This window comes from Bradyrhizobium sp., assembly GCF_047605465.1.
In the GTDB taxonomy this organism is placed as follows: domain Bacteria; phylum Pseudomonadota; class Alphaproteobacteria; order Rhizobiales; family Xanthobacteraceae; genus Bradyrhizobium.
Genome location: NZ_JASGFS010000003.1, coordinates 222,632 through 241,860, shown reverse-complemented (window position 1 = coordinate 241,860; position 19,229 = coordinate 222,632). Strand labels below are relative to the sequence as shown.

14 protein-coding genes are annotated in these 19,229 nt (G+C 62.2%); 2 read left to right on the top strand and 12 right to left on the bottom strand.

What is annotated here, in order from left to right; translation table 11 throughout:
* Positions 1 to 8: 8 nt before the first annotated feature.
* The 12 genes from QM712_RS04860 to QM712_RS04805 form a co-directional block, all read right to left on the bottom strand.
* Positions 9 to 860, bottom strand: coding sequence for an energy transducer TonB family protein (locus tag QM712_RS04860; protein ID WP_415021907.1), 852 nt, complete (start codon positions 858 to 860; stop codon positions 9 to 11).
* Positions 857 to 1,306 (bottom strand): TonB system transport protein ExbD, encoded by a 450-nt coding sequence (gene exbD, locus QM712_RS04855; RefSeq protein ID WP_415021906.1) that lies wholly within the window; start codon positions 1,304 to 1,306, stop codon positions 857 to 859. The genes QM712_RS04860 and exbD overlap by 4 nt, the downstream gene beginning before the upstream one ends.
* A gap of 6 nt (positions 1,307 to 1,312) precedes the next feature.
* Positions 1,313 to 2,209: a tonB-system energizer ExbB gene (gene exbB, locus QM712_RS04850; protein WP_415022049.1), complete on the bottom strand. Its 897-nt coding sequence runs from the start codon at positions 2,207 to 2,209 to the stop codon at positions 1,313 to 1,315.
* A gap of 186 nt (positions 2,210 to 2,395) precedes the next feature.
* Entirely contained in the window at positions 2,396 to 3,013 is a 618-nt protein-coding gene (locus QM712_RS04845) for a biliverdin-producing heme oxygenase (RefSeq protein ID WP_415021905.1), read from the bottom strand.
* Positions 3,014 to 3,018: 5 nt separating this feature from the next.
* Positions 3,019 to 3,576, bottom strand: a complete 558-nt coding sequence (locus QM712_RS04840; protein WP_415021904.1) for an invasion associated locus B family protein — start codon at positions 3,574 to 3,576, stop codon at positions 3,019 to 3,021.
* Between the two features lie 26 nt (positions 3,577 to 3,602).
* Positions 3,603 to 7,718, bottom strand: coding sequence for an autotransporter domain-containing protein (locus tag QM712_RS04835; protein ID WP_415021903.1), 4,116 nt, complete (start codon positions 7,716 to 7,718; stop codon positions 3,603 to 3,605).
* An 89-nt stretch (positions 7,719 to 7,807) separates the two neighbouring features.
* Positions 7,808 to 11,416 (bottom strand): TonB-dependent receptor domain-containing protein, encoded by a 3,609-nt coding sequence (locus QM712_RS04830; protein ID WP_415021902.1) that lies wholly within the window; start codon positions 11,414 to 11,416, stop codon positions 7,808 to 7,810.
* A 107-nt stretch (positions 11,417 to 11,523) separates the two neighbouring features.
* A complete protein-coding gene (locus QM712_RS04825) occupies positions 11,524 to 12,537 on the bottom strand; it encodes a FecR family protein (RefSeq protein WP_415021901.1) in 1,014 nt (337 codons plus the stop codon).
* Positions 12,538 to 12,746: 209 nt separating this feature from the next.
* Complete coding sequence (locus QM712_RS04820; RefSeq protein WP_415021900.1) at positions 12,747 to 13,262, bottom strand: RNA polymerase sigma factor; 516 nt, start codon at positions 13,260 to 13,262, stop codon at positions 12,747 to 12,749.
* A 486-nt stretch (positions 13,263 to 13,748) separates the two neighbouring features.
* On the bottom strand, positions 13,749 to 15,251 hold the full coding sequence (locus tag QM712_RS04815; RefSeq protein WP_415021899.1) for an AMP-binding protein: 1,503 nt from the start codon (positions 15,249 to 15,251) through the stop codon (positions 13,749 to 13,751).
* A 10-nt stretch (positions 15,252 to 15,261) separates the two neighbouring features.
* The gene (locus QM712_RS04810; RefSeq protein WP_415021898.1) at positions 15,262 to 16,482 is read right to left on the bottom strand and encodes an ABC transporter substrate-binding protein; all 1,221 of its coding nucleotides are present in this window, start codon (positions 16,480 to 16,482) and stop codon (positions 15,262 to 15,264) included.
* A gap of 45 nt (positions 16,483 to 16,527) precedes the next feature.
* Positions 16,528 to 17,301, bottom strand: a complete 774-nt coding sequence (locus QM712_RS04805) for a class II aldolase/adducin family protein (RefSeq protein ID WP_415021897.1) — start codon at positions 17,299 to 17,301, stop codon at positions 16,528 to 16,530.
* 179 nt (positions 17,302 to 17,480) lie between these two features.
* On the opposite strand from QM712_RS04805, the gene QM712_RS04800 reads away from it, so the two are divergent.
* Both QM712_RS04800 and QM712_RS04795 read left to right on the top strand, forming a co-directional pair.
* Positions 17,481 to 18,188, top strand: a complete 708-nt coding sequence (locus tag QM712_RS04800; protein ID WP_415022048.1) for a Crp/Fnr family transcriptional regulator — start codon at positions 17,481 to 17,483, stop codon at positions 18,186 to 18,188.
* 144 nt (positions 18,189 to 18,332) lie between these two features.
* On the top strand, positions 18,333 to 19,187 hold the full coding sequence (locus tag QM712_RS04795; protein ID WP_415021896.1) for an SDR family NAD(P)-dependent oxidoreductase: 855 nt from the start codon (positions 18,333 to 18,335) through the stop codon (positions 19,185 to 19,187).
* The last annotated feature ends 42 nt before the right edge of the window (positions 19,188 to 19,229 follow it).

Sequence of the window (19,229 nt, the reverse complement as noted above, 5' to 3'; positions counted from 1 at the left end):
CTGGTCCACTAGTTTGGACTGAAACGAACGGGGGCGGTGATCGAGCGATTGGCGCCTGGCGGGGGAGTCGGAATGGGTGACGCGCGCCGCACCAGAGCAAGGGTCTCCTGATCGAGTTCCGGAAACCCCGAGGATTGCACGAGACTCGCCGACAACACGTTCCCCGAACCATCGATGGTGAAGCGCACGTAGACGGTGCCGCGCGCGCCACGCGCCCGGACTTCTGCCGGGTATCGTTTACGCCGTTCCAGATGGGCCATGACCTGCGATTGCCAATTGGCCGGCGACTGCGATGACACGCCGGACGCCGTCTGCGCTGCGGCCGTATGCTCCGATTGCTGGACCTGCACTTGTGCCTGAAGCGCGGCCTTCGACTGCGCGGCAGCCTGCTGCGGCTTCGGCTTGTCCTTCGGCTTGTCTTTGGGCTTTTCCTTCGGCATCTCCCTTTTGGGCTGAACGGCCGGCAGCGGCACCTCGACCCTTTCCACGGGCGCAGGCTTCTCCTCGGTCACCTCATCTTCGACCGGCCTCGCCTCTTCCACCTTCAACGGCTTGTCGGCGGGCGTCTCGCGTGGCTGAGTTGGTTCCCTCTTCTGCTCGTTCTGAGCAAGGCTTTCGTTGGAGGTCGCGAGATCCGGTGTGATCTCGTTCATCTCCACCAGCGTCGCTTGCGGCGCATCGGCGATCTCGATCATGATCGCGGCAGGCGGCGCATTGTCCGCCGCGACGACAGGATCGGACCGGAGCATCCACGCGGCCACGCCCGCATATGCTCCGATCGTCAGCAACACCGCGCCCGCCCACAGCGCGGTTTCGGCAATCCTGACGTCGCGCGTGACGAAACCGCTGACGTCGCTCACTGAGCACCTTTGCCGACGGCTCCCACAGGCATCGCTTCAAGCCCGACCAGCGCGATCTTCAGATAGCCCGCCGCGCGCAGGAGATTCATCACCTCCATCAGGTGCTGGTAATCGACGGTCTTGTCAGCTCGCAGGAAAATCCGCGTCTCCTTGTCGCCCTTGGCGAGAACATCCATGGCCGCCTGCAACCCGTCCCGCGTCACGGGATCGTTGCCGAGATTGAGGCTGAGGTCGTCCTTCAGCGTGAGGTAAAGCGGCTTGTCGGGCCGCGGCACCGGCTGAGCGGTCGAGGCCGGCAGATCGACATGAATATCGACGGTGGATAGCGGCGCGGCCACCATGAAGATGATCAGCAGCACCAGCATCACGTCGATGAAGGGTGTCACGTTGATTTCGTGATTGACTTCGAGATTGTCGTCGAAGCGCTCGCGTATACCTCCCGCCATGACGCATTACTCCGCCGCTGCGAAGGCAGCCGCTTTCATGCCGGCCGGGACCGTGCGGAAGTCGAGGTCGAGGCTCACGAGCCTCTCGACACCGGCCGCAGCGTCGGCGAGGAGTTGCCGGTAACCGGCAATGGCGCGGGCAAACATGTTGTAGATGACGACGGCCGGGATGGCTGCGACCAGCCCGAACGCAGTCGTCAACAGCGCTTCGGCGATGCCGGGCGCGACAACCGCGAGATTGGTGGTCTGACTCTGCGAGATGCCGATGAAGGCATTCATGATGCCCCACACCGTCCCGAACAGACCAACAAAGGGCGCGATCGCCCCGATCGTGGCCAGAAGCCCCGTTCCCCGCGTAAGCCTTCTCCCCGCCTGCGCCTCGATCCGCACCAGACGCGAGACGACCCGCTCCTTAACGCCACCGTCGCCGGCAAAGTCCAGCGCGGCGACCGACCTCCGCAGTTCTTCGCCGGCCGAGTGCACCATGAAGGCGGCAGGTCCGCCACGATTGGCCAACGTCAGATCCGCTTCACCAAGGCCGTTCGAGGTCGAGATCACCTCATAGGCGCGCTTCGCCCTGGCCCGCGCGCAGGCAATCTCGACCGATTTGGCAAGAAAGACCGTCCAGGTCGCAAGCGACGCGAGGGCAAGACCGATCATCACTGCCTTCACGACGTTGTCGGCGGCGTTGAACATGCCCCAAGGGGAGAGATCCTGCGGCAGATCGGTCCGGCGCCCCGAGGTGGCGGCGGATTTATCCGTTGGCCCCGGCAGGACATCCTGGCGAGGCCCCGCCGCCTCCACATTTGACGAGACTGAGGCCGCAGGTTGCGCCACTCCGGCTGAGGGACTTGCTGCCGCAGCAAACAACATCGCCAGCGCGACGACGAGGCCCACCCGCATTCCGATTCTCGTTTTCGTCTGCTGCATCGTCATTTCTCTTCGCTCGCCTCGGTCGCCTACGCGGCTGACCAAGAGGAATTCTTCGGCGCCTGGATCAGTGCATCGCGTGATCTGCGCTTGTTCGCCGGATCACCCGCTGGCTGCCTTCAGGGTGGCTTGCGGGCGATCCGGGACTCTTGCCGGCTCTCAGCCGGAAAGAACCTCATTGACCAGTCCCTGCACGCACGCGAAAGCGGCCTTCGCGCTTTCAACCACGCGCTGTTCTTCCGCATCGTTCAGATCGACGCCGTCGAGTGCGGCGGTGAACGTCTTCCAGTGCAGGCCGCGACCTTCGGGAGCCGCAGCAAGATGACGCGCGCCGAAATTTTCGGAGAGACCAAGCTTCACGGCCTCCTTCAGCAGAAACGCCGCGCCGAGATTCGAGCCTTCGGCGACGTACAACCAGCCGAGCGCGGCCGGCAGATCGTGCTCGTGGCCCGCGGCGAAGGCCGGCGCGGCGGCCGCGACCGGCACCGCGATGCCGAGATCGCGCAAATCCTGCGCGATCAAACCAAGGCGACGGCGACCGTGGAGATCCGGCAGCAGCTTATCCAGCTTCGCATTGTCGTACAGCGCGTCGATCTCGCGATGAAACTGGTGCTGGACCGTGACGAACAGCCCGTATCGCTCGCGGTTCGCGAACGGGCCAGTATCCATGATCGCATGGTCCAATCGGTCATGCGTCGTGTTCGTCGCCTCCTTCAGCCGTTTGGCACGGCTGGGTGATTCCGGAGATGCGATTGCCTGCAGTACATCGATGGTCATGGGTTCTACTGCTTCTTGTCCTTGGGCACGGAGCCGGGTTGTACGAGCGTTGCCAGGCGGTCGAGCGCGGGCGCCAATCCCTTGAGCTGAATGGACATTGCAATCGGCTTGCCGTCCTCGCTGGCGATGGCTCCGACCTTGAGCGTCGCACCGCCACGCAGACGGCCGACCGCCGCCTTATCGAGGCTGAGCGGGACGACGCAGCCGACCGGCAGGCAGGTCGAGAACGCAAGCGGCTGCGGCGATGGCTGATCGTCGATCTGCAGTGTCACCCCGGACGACAGGCGAAGACCAAACGGAAGCACCAGACTGCCGTTCGCAGCGCCGTTCGGCACCGCCTCCAGTTCGGCCGCGAGCACGAGTTGCTTGGTCTCACGATGCCGCTGTTGCTGCTGAATGTTGCATAGGCGCCCCTTTTCGGTGGCCGTACACTGCAATGTCCAGCCATCGAAGGTCTCCTGCAGGGACGACGAGCCACCTGGCAAGGAGGCGGAGGGCTTGCCGCCCTCAGCCGTTTGCGCCGACGCGGACGCGGCCATCGTCAGCATGGCAGCGACCGCCATGGCGAAAGTCGAGGACCTCGTCATCATCAGAACTCCACGCGCAGGCGTGCGTTGACGCCGTTTTCGCTGGCACGCGAGCCGTATTGACCGACATAGGATAGGCCGATCGTGCCGGATGGCGACATCCGCCAGTCCAGTCCGGCCTCGACGACCGCCACGTCCTTGTCGATCGGCAGGCCCGTGACCGTGAAGGCATTGCTGCCGGCGAAGGCCGCGGTGGAAACGGGGTTGATGTCCCCGAAGCCGTGCCGCCAACCGAGCGCGCCGCGGGCCGTGGTCTCGAAGCCGGCGAAATCGAACCTCGAGGACGCACGGGTGCCGAGCGTTGTGAAGGTGGTGCTGTTGGTCTGTTGCTGCACCGACAACGCCGCGAAGCCGCCGTTCTCGGTGAAGGCATCGGTCTTCAGCCGCACATAGGCGACATTTGCGAAGGGCTCGAAAGCCGCCGCGCCGGCGTTGATCCGATAACCGAGTTCGCCGAACGCCTGGAACGTGTCCGCATCGTAACGACCGTCCAGCTTCTGTCCGAGGAACGCGACGATGCGCTTGGACTTCACGTCATGCCACGTATAGGCGAGACCGGAGCGGATCGACAGCGACCCGAGCGTGGTTCCGGCGTAACCACCGACATGATAGTTCTCGCTTTCGCCGTTGGTATTGGACGTATCGAAGGACGAGTAGCTGTAGCCGCCGAGCAGGCCGACCCGCCAGGAGCCGTCGAGGATCCGGCGATCGACACCGGCGAGGAAGCCGCCGGTCCGACGATTGAGCTTGTCGGCATTGCCGTCCGCGTTGACCTTGCCCCACGATCCGAACGCGCTGCCCCAGACAGCGAACAGCTCTTCCCGCGCGGCCGGCTTCGGCGGCGCCTTGTTGAACGGGCCGGCATAAGCATAGGCGTTCCGCTCATCCGCGAAGGACATCACGTTCATGTTCGGCGCTGCGACGCCGTCGAAGGCGCCGCGGATACGATCGTTGATCGCGTCGCGCACGAAGTGACTGTCCTGCACCAGCGCGGTCTTGATGGAGGCCTGCGACGAGCCGGAGAGCTGGTCGAAAGCCTGCCGTGCGGCATCATAGGTCGCCACGTTGGCAACCGCCCACCATAGCGCACTGCCCTGCGACATCGAATCGAGCGCGCCTGCCGTCGCCTTCTGGTTCGCCGTGATCGCTACGGGCTTGAACACGCCGGGATTGGACGGATTCTCCGGGGTGCCCGGATCGGTCGGATCCGTCGGATCGGTCGGGTCCGTGGGATCGGTCGGATCTACGGTCGACTTGAGCGCCGCCGTTACATAGGCGTTGTGCTCGTCCGACGACGACGTATAGGTGAGAAAGGCCGAATTCTGCACGTCCGTGAACTTGCCGGTCAACGTGCCGGTCGAGGTCAGGATGGTGTACTTGTAGCCGTCGCCGGAATAGTCGACGCCGTAGTCGCCCTGGCCGCCGAGCGCCGTGACCTTCACCTTGGCGCCGTCGGTAATCGTCACCGTGCCGGCCACCTGCGTGAGATCGCTGTTCTTGTTGCCGTCGATCTTCACCGCGTAGGTCGAGCTTGCACCGAACACGAGGTCGCCCGCGACGCTCAGCGTTCCGATGGTGCTGGAAAGCCCCGGCGACAGCGTGCCCGATGTCACGTTGATCGTCTTGCCTTCAGTTCCGAGCGTTCCGATGCCACCGAGGATGCCGGTGCCGGTCACGTTGAATTCGCCGCCGAGCTTGCCGGCGCTGTCCACCAGCAATGAACCGCCACTGACATTGGTGGTGCCATTGAAGGCCGAACTGTCGGCCGTCAGACGCGTCACGCCGGCGAGCTGCTTGATGATCCGATCGCCCACTTGCGTCGCCTGCACCTGGATCTGCGGCGCGAACTCGTAATCGGTGCCAGTATGGTTGAACACGAGCGTGGCGTTGCCGGAGCCGAAGAACAGGGTCGGCGCGCTCAAGATGCCGGCCGCGACCGCCGTCTTGCCCTCGGCCGCGCCGATGTTCAGCGTACCCGTGCTAGCGGTGCTCGATGCGATCACCACGCCATTCTGCCCTGTCGTGGTCGCGACGACCGCGCCGCCATTGGCGATGGTCAGCGTGCCCTGACCTGTGCTGGACCCGATCCGGATGGCGTTTCGAGACGTCAAGGACGAGCCGCTGCCGGTGACGACGGCGTCGGCCGTCGCGCCGTTGGCGGCGCTGATGGCAATCAGCTGTCCTTCAGCCTTTCCGCCGTTCTCCACCGTCAGCGTACCGTTGCTCAAGACGATGCTGCTGTCCGCAGCCACGGATGCGCCGCTTCCGCTCACCTTGACCGCGCCCACGCCTGCGCCGCCGATGGTGAGGGAGCCATACGTCGTGGGATCCGTAGTGTTCTTCAGCGTCAGCTTGCCGGTTCCCGAAATCGTCAGCGTCGTGTTGTCTCCGGCGGTGGTGCCGACGGCAAGCGGGCCGCTCACGGTCGCCTCGCCCGCGGTCACGAAGATCTTGCCGCCAGCGCCGCCTCCGGTCGTGACGGGGACGCTTGCGGGATCCCAATTGGCTGCCGTGCTCCACGAGCCGGTGTTGCCGGTCCAGTAGGTTCCGGCCTCCTTGAGCGCCACGGTCAAATAGGCGTGGTTGGCATCCGAGGTCGACGTGTAGGTCAGGAACGCGGAGTCCTGCACTTCGGTGAATTTTCCGGTCAGCGTGCCGGTCGCGCTGATGATGGTGTAGGTATATCCCGAACCGGAGTAGTCGACGCCGTAGTCACCCTGTCCGCCGAGCGTGGTCACCTTCACCAGCGCGCCGGTGGCGATGGTCACGTTGCCGGTCACCAGGGTCAGGTCAGACGTCTTGTCGCCGGAGATCTTCACCGCATAGGTCGAGCCGGCGTCGAACACGAGATCGCCGCGGACGTTCAGCGTCCCGATCGTTCCGGTCAATCCGGGCGCCAGCGTACCGCCGGAGCCGATTGTCGTTGTCGTCGCGAGGTAGTTGCGGGTGAAATTGTCAGCAGTATCAGACCACGCCGGCGTGCCGATCGTACCGATGCCACCGAGGACCCCCGTACCAGAGACGTTGAAGTAGCCGCCGAGCGCAGAATCGGCCGTCGCGAGCACCAACGAGCCTCCGGTCACGTTGGTCGTACCTCCAAAACCGAGACTAGTGCCGGTCACATAGGTAACGCCGGCAATCTGATTGATCACGCCACCGCCGACCAGCTTCTGGTAGTTCTGCGTCGTCGTGTACGACGTCACCTGGTAATCGCCTCCCCCCGACAACGTCGGCGAAAGCACAAAGGGAGACGACTCCGTCGCGGTATGGTTGAGAACGAGCGTCGCGCCCTCGGAGTAGCCGAACGATATGCCGCTCGCGGCCGTGAGCGTGCCCGCGGCCGCGGCGGCCTGGCCCGCCGCCGCGCCGATGATCAGCGTGCCCTTGCCGGAGCCTCCGCCGGGTGTGCTCCCAAGCCCGAACTCTCCGCTGACGCTGACGGATCCTCCGTTCGAAATCGTGAGGGTCGCGTGGTCGGCGCTGCCACTGGTGGCGATACCGAACCGTCCCGTCAGGTCCAGCAGCGAACCGCTCCCGGTCACGACGACATCGCCTGACGATATCCCATGAGGGTTCGTGGTCGTGGTCGTTGCGATCAGCTTTGCCCCGTTTTCGATCGTGAGGGTGCCGCCATAGACGCCCAGCAGTCCGTAGAGGGGCTCGCCGCCGAGACTGATCTTGGAATTGGCGCCGGTGACGAGAACGGAACTCGAGTCGCGGATGATCAAGCCGCCCACGAGATTCAGCGTACCGCCTTCCTTGACGGTCAACGTCGCCGAACTCGTCGTCGTACCCACGCTGAGCGCTGCGCCGATCTGACCACCGGCACTGCCGACAACCGCATTGCCGCTGGCGAGGGCGGCCGTGGAATAGGTGAATCCTGTTCCGGGAACACTTGGAGTCCAGTTCTGCGAATTGAATAGAGAACCGTCTCCCGCGACGTTGTTCCAGTTGTAATACGCGCTCTGTGAATGGGCCGGCGACATGCCGAAGATCGTGAGCGCCGTGCCGGCAAGAAAGACGTTGCGCAGATTTACGACGCGGCTGTCGCGAGCGATCGGCCTGCGGGCATCCGCCGCCTGGTCCCTGCAAGAGCTCACTTGATCGAATTGCTGCATGGCCTCTGTCCTCTGCTCGTCTTCCTGTGGCGGGATGCAATCCCGAAGTTGAATTGCTCCCGAAGCCGCGCTCCGGAAGCGGAGTTGAATCAAAATCTGTAGTTGAGGCCGACCTTCATCGAATGCAGGCCGAACGTGTTCGACGCACGACGACCATTGACGATCGTGTTGCCGCCGGTGTGGTCGGTGTATTTGTAGATCGGCTGTCCCAGGGGATTTGTGCCCGTGCGCTCGCGCGTCAGATAATCAGGCCCCGCACCCGCCGTAGCGTGTTCGAACGCGTAGTCCTTGCTGCCGAAGCGGCTGTAGGTGTAGTCGCTCTTCACCGACCAATGATCGTTGAGCGCGTATTCGCCGCCGACACCCATGGTGGCGCCGATGCGCGTCGCTGCGACCTGATCGACGTAATGGACGAAATTGTCGGCGCCCGCGACCTGGTCATAGCCTCGCGAATAGACCCAGTATTGATCGCGCGCGACGTTCTCCCGCAGCAGAGCTACGCCGGCCGTGCCGTAGAGCATCAACCCGTTGTTGAAGGCGTAGCCGAGCTTGCCGCGAACCGACGCCGTCCAGTCGATATCGTGATGCGTGCGCGATTGGATCCAGCCGGCCGCGGCCAGAAGAGCATCGTCCTGCGCGCTGTTGTCCTGATGTCCCGCGATCCACGCCTTGCCGATATCGGCTTCGATGCCGAGCACGAAGCGATTGGCGAACTGCCAGTTGTAACCGGCCTGCAGGCCCAGCTGACCGCCGGAGAACTTCAGGTTGGCCGCTTCGCTTGCCGCGATGCCGTCTGCGAGACCGCCGAAATTGTCCGCATTGGGGTTGAGCACGCTGCTCGAGCCCTGCGTGTGTGCCTTTCCGAAACCGGTGTGCACGCCGGCGTAGAAACCACTCCAGTCGGTCGAAGGGTTCCTTGCCCCCGATGACGCGCGCGATGGCGGAGACCATCGCGGCAGCGCCTGGTCACCACCGAACCTGCCGGTGAGGCTCGCATAGAACGTGCGTCCCGGTCCCGGCTGCGGCAGCAGGCCGAGCGGATCGATATAGAACTGGTCGGTCAGGTTCTCGACACGGACCGACGCGGTGTAATTGTCGTCGATCTTGTAGTCCGCGAACACGTCCACCAGCGTGTAGGGCTTCCACTGAATCTGGGTGATGAACGCGGAATAGCCCTGCGCGGTGACGTCGCCGTGTGCGGCGGCCCGCGGCCCGACGTGATACGCCCGTCCCCCGACCGTCAATTTGTCGTCGAACAGCTTCTGCGACAGCTTGAGATCGAGCGTATATTTCGGCGGAACATGGTTCGTAGCATAGTCGCCGTAAAGCGACATGTTTCCGCAGGTGTCCTCGGTGACGCAGTATTCGACCTTCGTGTAGTAGTTCGCGGCGAAATCCGCCGCGAAGCCCGCAATCTCGTAGCGGGTCGACAGCTCGTAGCCGTTGAAGCTGGCGCCGAAGATGTTGTGAATGCGCAGCGCAGTGCCCTGCTGGACTTCCTGTGTGGCGCGGGAGATGTAGTCCTTCACATGCCAGTCGAACCAGCCGAGCTTGAGCCGTGCACTGTCGCCCTTTGCAAGCAGGCTTTCGCGATTGACGTTGACGCCGGCATCCCAGCTGTTCAGCCGTTCGGGCTTCAGGCCCTTCTCCACAATCGTGAAAGTGCCGATGGTCTCCATCAGGCTCGGCAGGCGCAGTGCGCTCGAATAGTTGACGTAGAACTGGGTTCCCTTGACCGGTTCGACGACAATGCCCGCAGAAGGGCTGTATCCCTCGGCGCCGCGCGGCGGGCCGCTTTCGATCGGTGTCGCGGTCTCGGTCGCGCCGAAGAGCCTCTGCGTGGCACCGTCGGCCGAAAACTTCGCCCAGCGCAGGCCGCCATTGAGCGTTAGCCACTGCACCGGCTTGTAAGCCGCCTTGGCGAACGTCCCTGCCTCATCGCGCGTGCCGGCCGACGGCAAGATGTAGGAATAGTATTCAGCATAGCGATTGAGGCCGACCTGCTGGCTGAGCCAAGACAGGCCATAGGTCAGGTCGAGGTCGCCGAAGCGATCGAACGAGAATTTGGATTGATTGGAGAGGTCATTCCCCCACATCAGCGTGTTGGTGCCGGTGCGATAATCTTCGGCCAGGCCGATTTCCGCGGGCCACGGTTTCGTGAAGCTGGTCGATGAATTCGGATTGGTCGTGAGACGCCCGTCATTCAGAAGCTGGAAATAGGTCAGCCACGCGGTGGCCTTGAGGTCGACAAGGTCGTTATTGTCCGGCTTCCAGCGGTAGCGCGCTGTGCCGGTGTCGATCTTGGTCCCGGTGGTCGCGCCGTATTTGGTCTGCGACATATCGACCATCGCGCCCGCATAGGGCGCCCAGTAGCCGCCTTCGCCGCGATAATTGTTGTAGCTGACCTGGAGGCTCTGACCGTCGTCGAAGCGGAAGTTCGCCTTGGCCAGGAAGCTCTGGGTTTCGAGCTGGGTGTTCAGCACCTCTTCGCCGCGACGGTAGTTGGTGAAGCCGCCGTTGACATAAGTTCCGCTGCTGTTGAGCACCGGGTTTGCATAGACGCCTTCACCGCCGTTCTTGCCGGCGAAATAGTTGCCCTGCTTGCGCCAGGCATAGGCGGTCATGAAATCCCAATTGTCCTGCTTCACCGCTCCGGCGAAGCTGCCCGAACCCGAGGTCGGATTCAGAAAGCCCGGACGATCTAATCCGGTTGCGGATTCCGTCAGGCCCGGCCTGCTGGTCGTCGGCCATAGATAGCCGCCGCTCGCTCCCGGCGTCGGCGCCGTCGTATTGGTACCGAAGCCTCCCTTGACCCTGATGCCCCAGGTGTCGCCGGGCTTGACGATGTCGTTCGCGCCGATCGTGCGCATGTTGACCGAGCCCGCCGCACCGCGCGAGGCGACGTCGAGGCCCTTGTTGATGTCGATGCCCGCGATCAGGTCGGGATCGATATAGGTGCGGTTCGATTGTCCCTGGTAGCCGTGATAAACGGTGACGGCATTCTCCGCGTCGTCGACCGAAACCTTGACGCGCCCCTGCCCTTGCAGGCCGCGGATATTGACGTCGATCGCGCCGCCGCTGTTACGGGAATCTCCCGACATCACGCCGGGTGTGCCGCGGAAGATGTCGGACGGGCTGGAGCCCCTGTAGTGGTCGATGTCGTCGCTGGAAATATGGCTGGTGGCGCCGGGCGTCTCGTACGGCGTGTAAACAGAGCTCTCGCCGCCGGAGCCTTTGACTTCGATGGTATCGAGCAACAGCGAGCCATCGGACGGCGGCGCCTGGTTCATGCTCACATTCGTGGAGTCGACGAGTGCGGCGGAGCCCGCGGCCCCGATCATGACCTGCACGCCGGTGCCGGCGACGAGCTGATAGAGCGCCTGCGCCGGATTCATCACGCCACTCACGGCCGTCGACGTCTTGCCGCGGGCGAGCGCCGATGAATAGCTGATCTGCCAGCCGGTTGCGCTGATGAAGCTGTTGATCGCGGACGGCAGCGACTGCGCTGGGATCGAGAAATTGATCGCCTGATCGGCGGATGCGGAACGGACGGCTTGCTGCGCAAAGCTGGGAGAAAGCGCGAGCGTGCAGGCGCCGCATGACAGGATCGTCGTCGCCAGCCACAACGACAACAGACGCCGCCGACCGTCGGACGTTACGTCACGATGCCCATCCTCGGCCGCACCCCGGCTCTCCATGCTGACAGTCCCCTCAACGCGCGAGAGGGCTTAAGGCACGGCGCCCGATTACTTCCCCTCTTTCGACCTGACGTTCGAGAGGGTTCAATCCGGCAAAACATTTTTATCTATCGCAGAAGAATGATTCCACCGGGCAGACGATTCATCGTGACGCCGGCGGCGTCGGCGAGCGTCTTGAATGCGCCTTCGACATTGTCGATACGGTAATTGCCGGTGACCGGCAGGTCGTTGACGCGATCCGTCATCACGACAACCGGGCCGGAATAGTAACGGCGCAACTCGCGCAGGACTTTGGAGAACGGCTGGTTCTCGAACACGACACGTCCGCCACGCCAAGCGAGAACCGCCGCGGGATCGACCTGCTCGGTCGACAGCGACATCGCCGTTGCGACGGCCATCTGTCCTGGTTTCAGGACGACCTCGTCCGATCGACCCGACTTCGCCTGTACGTCGACGCGGCCGCGCTCGAGAACGACCCGATCTTCCTTGTCGTCGGCGCGTACGGAAAACGCTGTGCCTTTGACCTCGACGTCTCCGAAATGCCCGGCGACCCGGAACAGGTGATCGGGATCGCGCCGCACATCGAAATAGGCCTCGCCTTCCAGGAGCCGCACGTTGCGGCGGCCGTTTGCGAAATCGATCGCGACCGCCGACGCCGTGTTGAGCATCATGGTCGAACCGTCGGGAAGCGTGATGGTCGACTGCATTCCCGCGGATGTCTGGTAGTCTGCCTGCCAACGCAGGATCAGCGACGGAGCCTGCCATGCGCCGATGACGGCAAGCGCCACAGAGGCGGCCATTGCCATCCGCATGCTCCCTCGCCGCGAAGGGGATGCCACCGCATGCCGCCGCGTGCCATCATTTGCGACGGCATGATGGCCCGCGGGTAGCCGTTCGGCCGCCTTGTAAAAGGACGACCCGCCCCAGATCTCCTCGAGATTGCGGAACTCGGCGGCATGGCGCGGACTACGCGCGAGCCACGAGTCGAACGCTGCCAGCGTCGCCGCATCGGGTGTTGCGTCGCGCAGACGGCCGAACCATTCCAGCGCCTCGTCGACGACGGGGTCCTGGTGGGTAAATCCGTCCTCGGGATTTTCCCCGTCTGCCTCATTGAGTCCCACTCAAGCCACCCGAAATTCATCGCGCAAAGTTCTTGTAGCCTTGACGTTTGAGGCTCCAGAACCCGGCAAAAAAAGCTGGACAACAATCAGAATCCAACACGGTCGGAACGAATCATCCGCCAGTGCAGTGCCTTGTTATCGCATGACAGCAACCCGCGACAGGATTTGTCGCAGGCCCGCAGGTGATGAAATCGACGGGAGATGCCCGGCTAGGGCCGGTCGAAGCGAAGCATCGCGTCGCGGCAGTGCGACATGGCAAGCTTCAGGTCGTTGAAAACGGTCCGTTCGGCGATGCCGAGATGCTTGGCGATGCGCGCGTTCGACCATTCTTCCACGCGGCTCAGTCGGACCACCGTCTGGGCCCGTTGGGGCAGGCCCGCAAGTGCTGCCTGAAATTTCCGGAAACGTTCGCGTTCGATCATCGCATGCTCGAGCGACGGAACATCGGCGGCGACGTTCTCCACCTCGGATTCCACCGGAGCGGCCGTCTCGATTTCAGCGCGCGTCTTGCGACGGCGCAAATGATCGAGCGAAAGATTTCGAACGGTCTGGTGCAGGAACGCTTCGATGTGATCGATTGGGCCGAGGTCGATGGCCCGGCGCGTCCGCAGGTAAGCTTCCTGGGTGACATCCTCAGCCGTCTGGCGATCGCGAACAATGCGAAACGCCGTTCCCATCAAGGACGGCCGTTGTAGAGAGAAGACGTTATTCAGTAACGCGGACATGGCATACACATGCAATTTACGCTCGACACGCGATGCATAAGCAAACGCAACATGGACGCTTTGTTAGGGTACGCGGAAAATACGTGCAACATCAATGATCTAGATTGACTCCAAACAACGTTTCCGAATTCATTCCGCCGCCGAAAAAGGCAGCCCTGAAAGTGACTTACATCGTCACGCGCGTTTATGTCGCACGCCTTCTGCGCCCGGCGCTCTTGGCCGATCTGTTGAAGAAATCTGTTCGTGCTCGCGGGCGCCGAAGGCCGCAACACGAGCCGCTGGTGTCTCGCTTGGATTCCAAAGCAGCTTAGAGAATTGATAGCGATAGCGGACAGCGTTGCCATTTGCGCGCAAGGGCACCCGCAGGCAAGACGCGGAGGATGACGGCGGAGGTTCGCAATGGAAGCGTGTGGGCGTCGAGATCAATCGGTGTGGCTGCTTCGTACACCACCAATCGTCTTCAGTCTCGAACTCTAGCCGCACAGGTCAGGTAGCATTCAATATTAGCGGAATTTCAAAGCTTCGACCTTCCTTTCGCCACCCAATTCTTTCGTCGCGAAGCGCGGTTCTCCGAACCTTTCCAGCATCGTCTCGCACGGCATTCTCGACGATTTCATAGCTCTGAGGATGCTTGGGCCTGCTGATGTGTTGCAGGAGAAATTCGGGCAACTCGTGAGCAAGGCTCTCCGCGAGCGCGTCTGGGGTCAGCTCCAGGACCGCATGAATCCGGTTGCCAAGGTCGGGATCGGGCAAACCGATCACGGCACAGGACCGGATGCTGGGATAGGCCAGCAAAGCCGCCTCGACTTCCGCCGGATAGATGTTGGCACCGCCGCGCAGGATCATGTCCGTTCGGCGGTCGGTGAGCCAAACATAGCCGTCAGCGTCGACATAACCGATGTCGCCGAGCGACTCCCACCCTCCGGGTGCGGACTTTGGCTCCGCGCCGATGTAATGATATGTGGTGCCCGGGCCTTCGGCCGATCTCAGATATAACTCGCCGATCTCACCCGCCCTCAGAGGTTCTCCGCTATCATTCAGGACCTTGACGTCGCCGACTTCCATACGCCCGACCGACCCCTTGTGCGTCAACCACTCGACTCCGGAGATCACCGTCGCGGCCTGCCGCTCGGTTCCGCCATAGAGCTCGAAAATCCGATCGGGCCCAAGCCATTCGATCCACGCTTCTTTCAGCCACGGCGGCATCGGTGCCGCCATATGAAAGACCACCTGCAAACTCGACATATCGATCGCCTCGCGCTGCTGCCTGGGCAGCGATAGGATGCGGCTCATCATCGTCGGAACGAAATTCACCCATTCGATGCGGTGATCTCGTATCAGCCTCATGGCCTCGAGACCGTCGAACTTGGGCATACCGACCAGTAGACCGCCGGCGACCAACGTGTTGTGGCTGAAGGTGAATGGGGCGTTGTGGTAAAGTGGTCCTGGATTCAACGTCCGCACAAGCTCGTGCATGAAAAGCGGCTGAGCTTTGGGTTCAACGGCTGCCGGCATGTGATCGACCACGATCTTCGGACGTCCCGTCGAGCCTCCTGACGCGATCGCCTTCCAATAGCGAGCCGTTGGGAGATGCAGGGCCTCGTCGGAATAGCCGTCCGCGCCGAAAGACGCTGAGACGCTGCCTTGCAACCCCCAATCGGGATTGCCGCCAACGATCAGTGACGGCTTCAGCAGGTCCAGGATCGCAACGGCTTCGTTGCGCGGCAGTCGGTGCGACAATGGACAGGGAGTCGCACCCGCCTTCCAAGTGGCAAACGTGAACTCGAAGAACTCATTGCCGTTCGGAAGAATGATGGCCACGAAGTCGCCCGGCCGGACGCCTGCCTGCCGCATCGCACGAGCCCGCCGGTTTGCCCGGGATTCAAGGTCGCGCCACGAAAGCACGACGTCCTGATGGATAATGGCAACAGCATTCTCGTGGTTACGATCGGCATGCCAGCTTGGCACGTCGCCCAGGGGAATCAGCATCCCAGGTCCCTCAAGGTGCCTCGGACATCACCGCGCCGAGCGGCTGCCACGTAGTACCGTCGAACTTGACGATTTGAAGTTGGCTCAGGGGGAAGAGATTTTTCTCGCTGGTGCTGGCCGTAATCCCGTCGATGAGGAGATCGCCCTTCACCTTGTCGAGGCTCTTCATCAGCCCCATGATGGCCTCCCGGCTCGGATCGTCCCCGGCCTTCTGCAACACTGCCTCGAGGATCTGGAACTGCGTGTAGCCGTAAGCGAACATCAAATCCTTGTCGTTCTCGTTCGGCATGTAGTCCTTCATGAACTTGCGATACCTGGTTACGCCGACGTCCTCCTTCCAACGTTGATCGCTGAGGTCCTTGAGATAAACCGCCGATATGAGCCCTTCGCTATTCTTGAGACCCGCCGGTTCGAGGACGTGCACGATCGACGAAGACCCACTGAAGACGAAGTGTAAAGGCTTCCAGTCCAGTTCCGCGGACCGCTTTATGGCTTGCGCAGTGAACTTCGGCGTCGCAACGTCGAAGAACGTGTCGGCGCCCGTCGCCTTCAACTTCACCACGTGCGCGTCTATGGTTGGCTCGGTCACGTCATATGATGACTCGCCGACCACCATGCTTTTCGCCTTTTCGCCCAGCGCCTCGATCAACGCGCTCCGGTAGTCCTTTCCGAAATCGTCGTTCTGATAGAGAATTGCGATGCGCGCATCCGGCTTTTGCTGAAGCAGATGAGCGACGTAGATCCGCGCCTCCGTCCGTATGCTTGGCTGGAATCCGGTCGTCCATGGAAAGGCGTCAGGATTTCCGAAGCGCGCCGACGGAGATCCGACGAACAGCTGCGGCACATGCTTTGCGTTCAGGTATTTCTGGGTCGCCGCCGCGCCAGCCGTCGCGACTTGCCCGAAGATGAAAAGAACTTCGTCGCTTTCGACTAGGCGCCTGACTTGCTCGACGGCTTTTGGCGGGCTGTAAGCATCATCGTAGCTGATGAAATTGATCTTTCGTCCATTGATGCCGCCGCCGTCATTGATCTTCTTCACGTACGCGGCATACGTACGAGCGATCAAGCTGTAGGCAGATCCCGCGCCGCTGTAGGGCGCTGTGTTTCCGATCTTGATATCCGGCTTTGCTTCCTTCGGCTCGTCCGCCAGCGCCGGGCGACATAGACCGACATACGCGCCGACGCCCAGCCAGATCGCAGCGGACGCAATTCGACTTATTCTGCTCGGCATATCTCCCCCTGAAAATGCTTGTTGATGACCTTGCCGATATCCGGGCTAGTTTCGGTAGGACGGATCACGCAAATCAAGCCCACGGATCAGCGCGCTCCATTCGAGCGCGCCGATCGGCTGATTGCTCGTCGCGGTCTGTCGCGCGACCGTGTCCATGGCCGCCTCCTGCGGAAAATGGATGTTGTCGTAGCCGGCCGAAAGCGCAGAGACCTGGGCCGCGCACGCCTTCTCCAGAAAGAACATCCGCACGAACGCCTCGGCGACGGTCCGGCCGACGGTCAGGAGGCCGTGGTTGCGCAGGATCATGTTGTTCTTCGGCCCGAGATCGGCAACCAGACGCTCGCGCTCGTCCAGCTCGAGCGCAATCCCTTCATATTCGTGGTAGGCAATGTCATGCGAGAATGCCATCGCGATCTGGCTGATCGGTAGCAGCCCCCATTTCTGTGCAGACACCCCAACGCCGGCCGTGGTGTGCGTGTGAAGCACCGCCTTGGCGTCCGACCTGGCATCGTGAACGGCGCCATGAATCACGAAGCCAGCCTTGTTGATCTCGAAGCCGGTATCGAGAACGATGTCACCATGCTTGTCGATCTTGACGAGGCTCGACGCGGTGACTTCGTGGAACATCTGCCCGAACGGATTGATCAGGAAGTGGTCCTCGCCACCCGGCACCTTCGCTGAGAGATGGGTATAGATCAGGTCGTCCCAACCATAGTGGGCCACAAGTCTGTAGCAGGCCGCCAATTGGACGCGGACGTCCCATTCTTCGGGACTGACCTGAGATCGGATATCGGGAATTGTTCTTGTAAACGGGTCCAACCGAATCATCCTTCCGGGGCAGGTCCGAAGACCGATACGGCTCGCCAATCGAGTTGCCTGGCAGGACGATGTCACCTTTCCCAAACGAATAATGTCTACTTGTTTACAATGTCCCGACGATAAACCAATATTCGCGAAAGCAGCGGAGCGATCGACTTCGCGCTCGGGAGGACGACGTGATGGACCTGATATCTCATTTCAAGAAGGAGCCTTGGTACAAGTCGCTTCCTGCAGGGCTGCAGCAACAGATCGTCGCGTCCGGAAAGTCCGTCGTATTCTCGGATGGACAACTCATCTACGCCGCGGGCGACTTCTCGAACGGGTTCTTTGGCGTCGTTTCAGGATCCGTGAAGATGGTGCATCTCACGCAAAAGGGAAGTTGCGCTGGGTACTATTTGAAACAGCCCCCGAGCTGGTTCGGCGAGATGGCCGAGTGCGACGGCGGACGCCGCATGCAAAATGCGGTGGCCGTCGGTAACGTGAAGCTCCTTCATCTCTCGCACAAAGCCTTCCGGCTGATCGTGAACGAGAACCCGCAATATTGGGAGTATTTTGCGCTGCTGGCCGCAGGTCGCATCCGCGTGATGTTCGACTTCGTCGAATCGCTGATCACGTGCCCGGCGCCAGTCCGCCTCGCGCGAGCCTTGCTGGACGTCCGCAAGACCGCCGCGCGTGCCAGCAACACGGCTCCCGCGATTACCCAGGACGAGCTCGCCGCGATGGTCGGCGTCACCCGACAAACGATCAGCAAGACCCTCAAACGCCTCCAGGAAGAAGGCGTGGTTACGCTCGGCTATCGGAGCATCGAGATCACCGACTTGAACGGTATCCGCCGGATCGCCGCCTTGAGCGCCCGGCGCGCGGGACAAGATGTCGCGTTCCTGTGACGCGATGCCCGGTCGCGGGCCCACTCGGGGACGTATCCAGCTTGATATTCGTCCGAAGGGCCACAGAACGTAAACTAGACGACATTTCCGTTCATTCGCGGTTGCTAGACAACTGTGTTCGTCCATTTTCACGCGGAGCATTCAATGGGACTCGTCGACCGTAAAGTCGTCATCATCACCGGGGGAACGAGCGGAATAGGCGCAACCACGGTTGAGGCCTTCGCGAGAGAGGGTGCGGAGGTCATCTTCACCGGCCGGCGTGTCGCCGAAGGCGAGCAACTCGCCGCTCGGCTCGGCAAACAGACGACGTTCGTCCGTGCCGACGCGTCTGTCGAAGAGGATTGGATTAAGCTCGTCAACGCGACGATGTCGCGATTCGGCCGGATCGACTGTCTGTTCAACAATGCAGGCGGCCCGGCCCCGCGCGGCAGCATCACGTCGATTCCGGTCGATGGCTTCGACGCCGCGATGGCGCTCCTGGTTCGCTCGGTCATGCTGGGCATGAAACATGTGTCACCCATCATGATGGCTCAGCGAAGCGGGAGCATCATCAACAACGCCTCCATCGCCGCATCACAGGCGGGCTTTTCGAGTTCGATGGTCTATAGCGCCGCCAAAGCCGCCGTCGTGCAGCTGACGCGGTGTGCGGCGATGGAATTGGGCGAACATTATGTTCGCGCGAATTGCATTTCGCCGGGCGGCATCGCTACCGGCATCCTGGCCAAAGCGCTGGGTGTCGAAGCGTCGGAAGCGGACAAATATGCCGAGGCAATGAGGGATAGCCTCGCCAAGGAGCAACCTATTCCCCGTGCGGGCGTTCCAGAGGACATCGCTCAGTGTGCACTCTACCTCGCTTCCGACAGCAGCAGCTTTGTCACCGGCATCGATCTCATCGTTGACGGAGGCATCTTGGGCGGCCGGCTCTACTCGCCTCAGCAGCAGCGGCTCCGGCAGGCGGAAGGATTTTTTTCGCAGGCCAACGCCTTGAGCCGGGGCTGACCCGGGTTTTCGGTCTTATCGATCGCCAGGCAGTCTCCACAG

Bases quoted from the DNA above. Each gene is read 5' to 3' on its own strand.
- exbD (WP_415021906.1), bottom strand. From the start codon at position 1,306: ATGGCGGGAGGTATACGCGAGCGCTTCGACGACAATCTCGAAGTCAAT.
- exbB (WP_415022049.1), bottom strand. From the start codon at position 2,209: ATGCGGGTGGGCCTCGTCGTCGCGCTGGCGATGTTGTTTGCTGCGGCA.
- QM712_RS04845 (WP_415021905.1), bottom strand. From the start codon at position 3,013: ATGACCATCGATGTACTGCAGGCAATCGCATCTCCGGAATCACCCAGC.
- QM712_RS04840 (WP_415021904.1), bottom strand. From the start codon at position 3,576: ATGGCGGTCGCTGCCATGCTGACGATGGCCGCGTCCGCGTCGGCGCAA.
- QM712_RS04835 (WP_415021903.1), bottom strand. From the start codon at position 7,718: ATGCAGCAATTCGATCAAGTGAGCTCTTGCAGGGACCAGGCGGCGGAT.
- QM712_RS04830 (WP_415021902.1), bottom strand. From the start codon at position 11,416: ATGGAGAGCCGGGGTGCGGCCGAGGATGGGCATCGTGACGTAACGTCC.
- QM712_RS04820 (WP_415021900.1), bottom strand. From the start codon at position 13,262: ATGTCCGCGTTACTGAATAACGTCTTCTCTCTACAACGGCCGTCCTTG.
- QM712_RS04815 (WP_415021899.1), bottom strand. From the start codon at position 15,251: ATGCTGATTCCCCTGGGCGACGTGCCAAGCTGGCATGCCGATCGTAAC.
- QM712_RS04810 (WP_415021898.1), bottom strand. From the start codon at position 16,482: ATGCCGAGCAGAATAAGTCGAATTGCGTCCGCTGCGATCTGGCTGGGC.
- QM712_RS04800 (WP_415022048.1), top strand. From the start codon at position 17,481: ATGGACCTGATATCTCATTTCAAGAAGGAGCCTTGGTACAAGTCGCTT.
- QM712_RS04795 (WP_415021896.1), top strand. From the start codon at position 18,333: ATGGGACTCGTCGACCGTAAAGTCGTCATCATCACCGGGGGAACGAGC.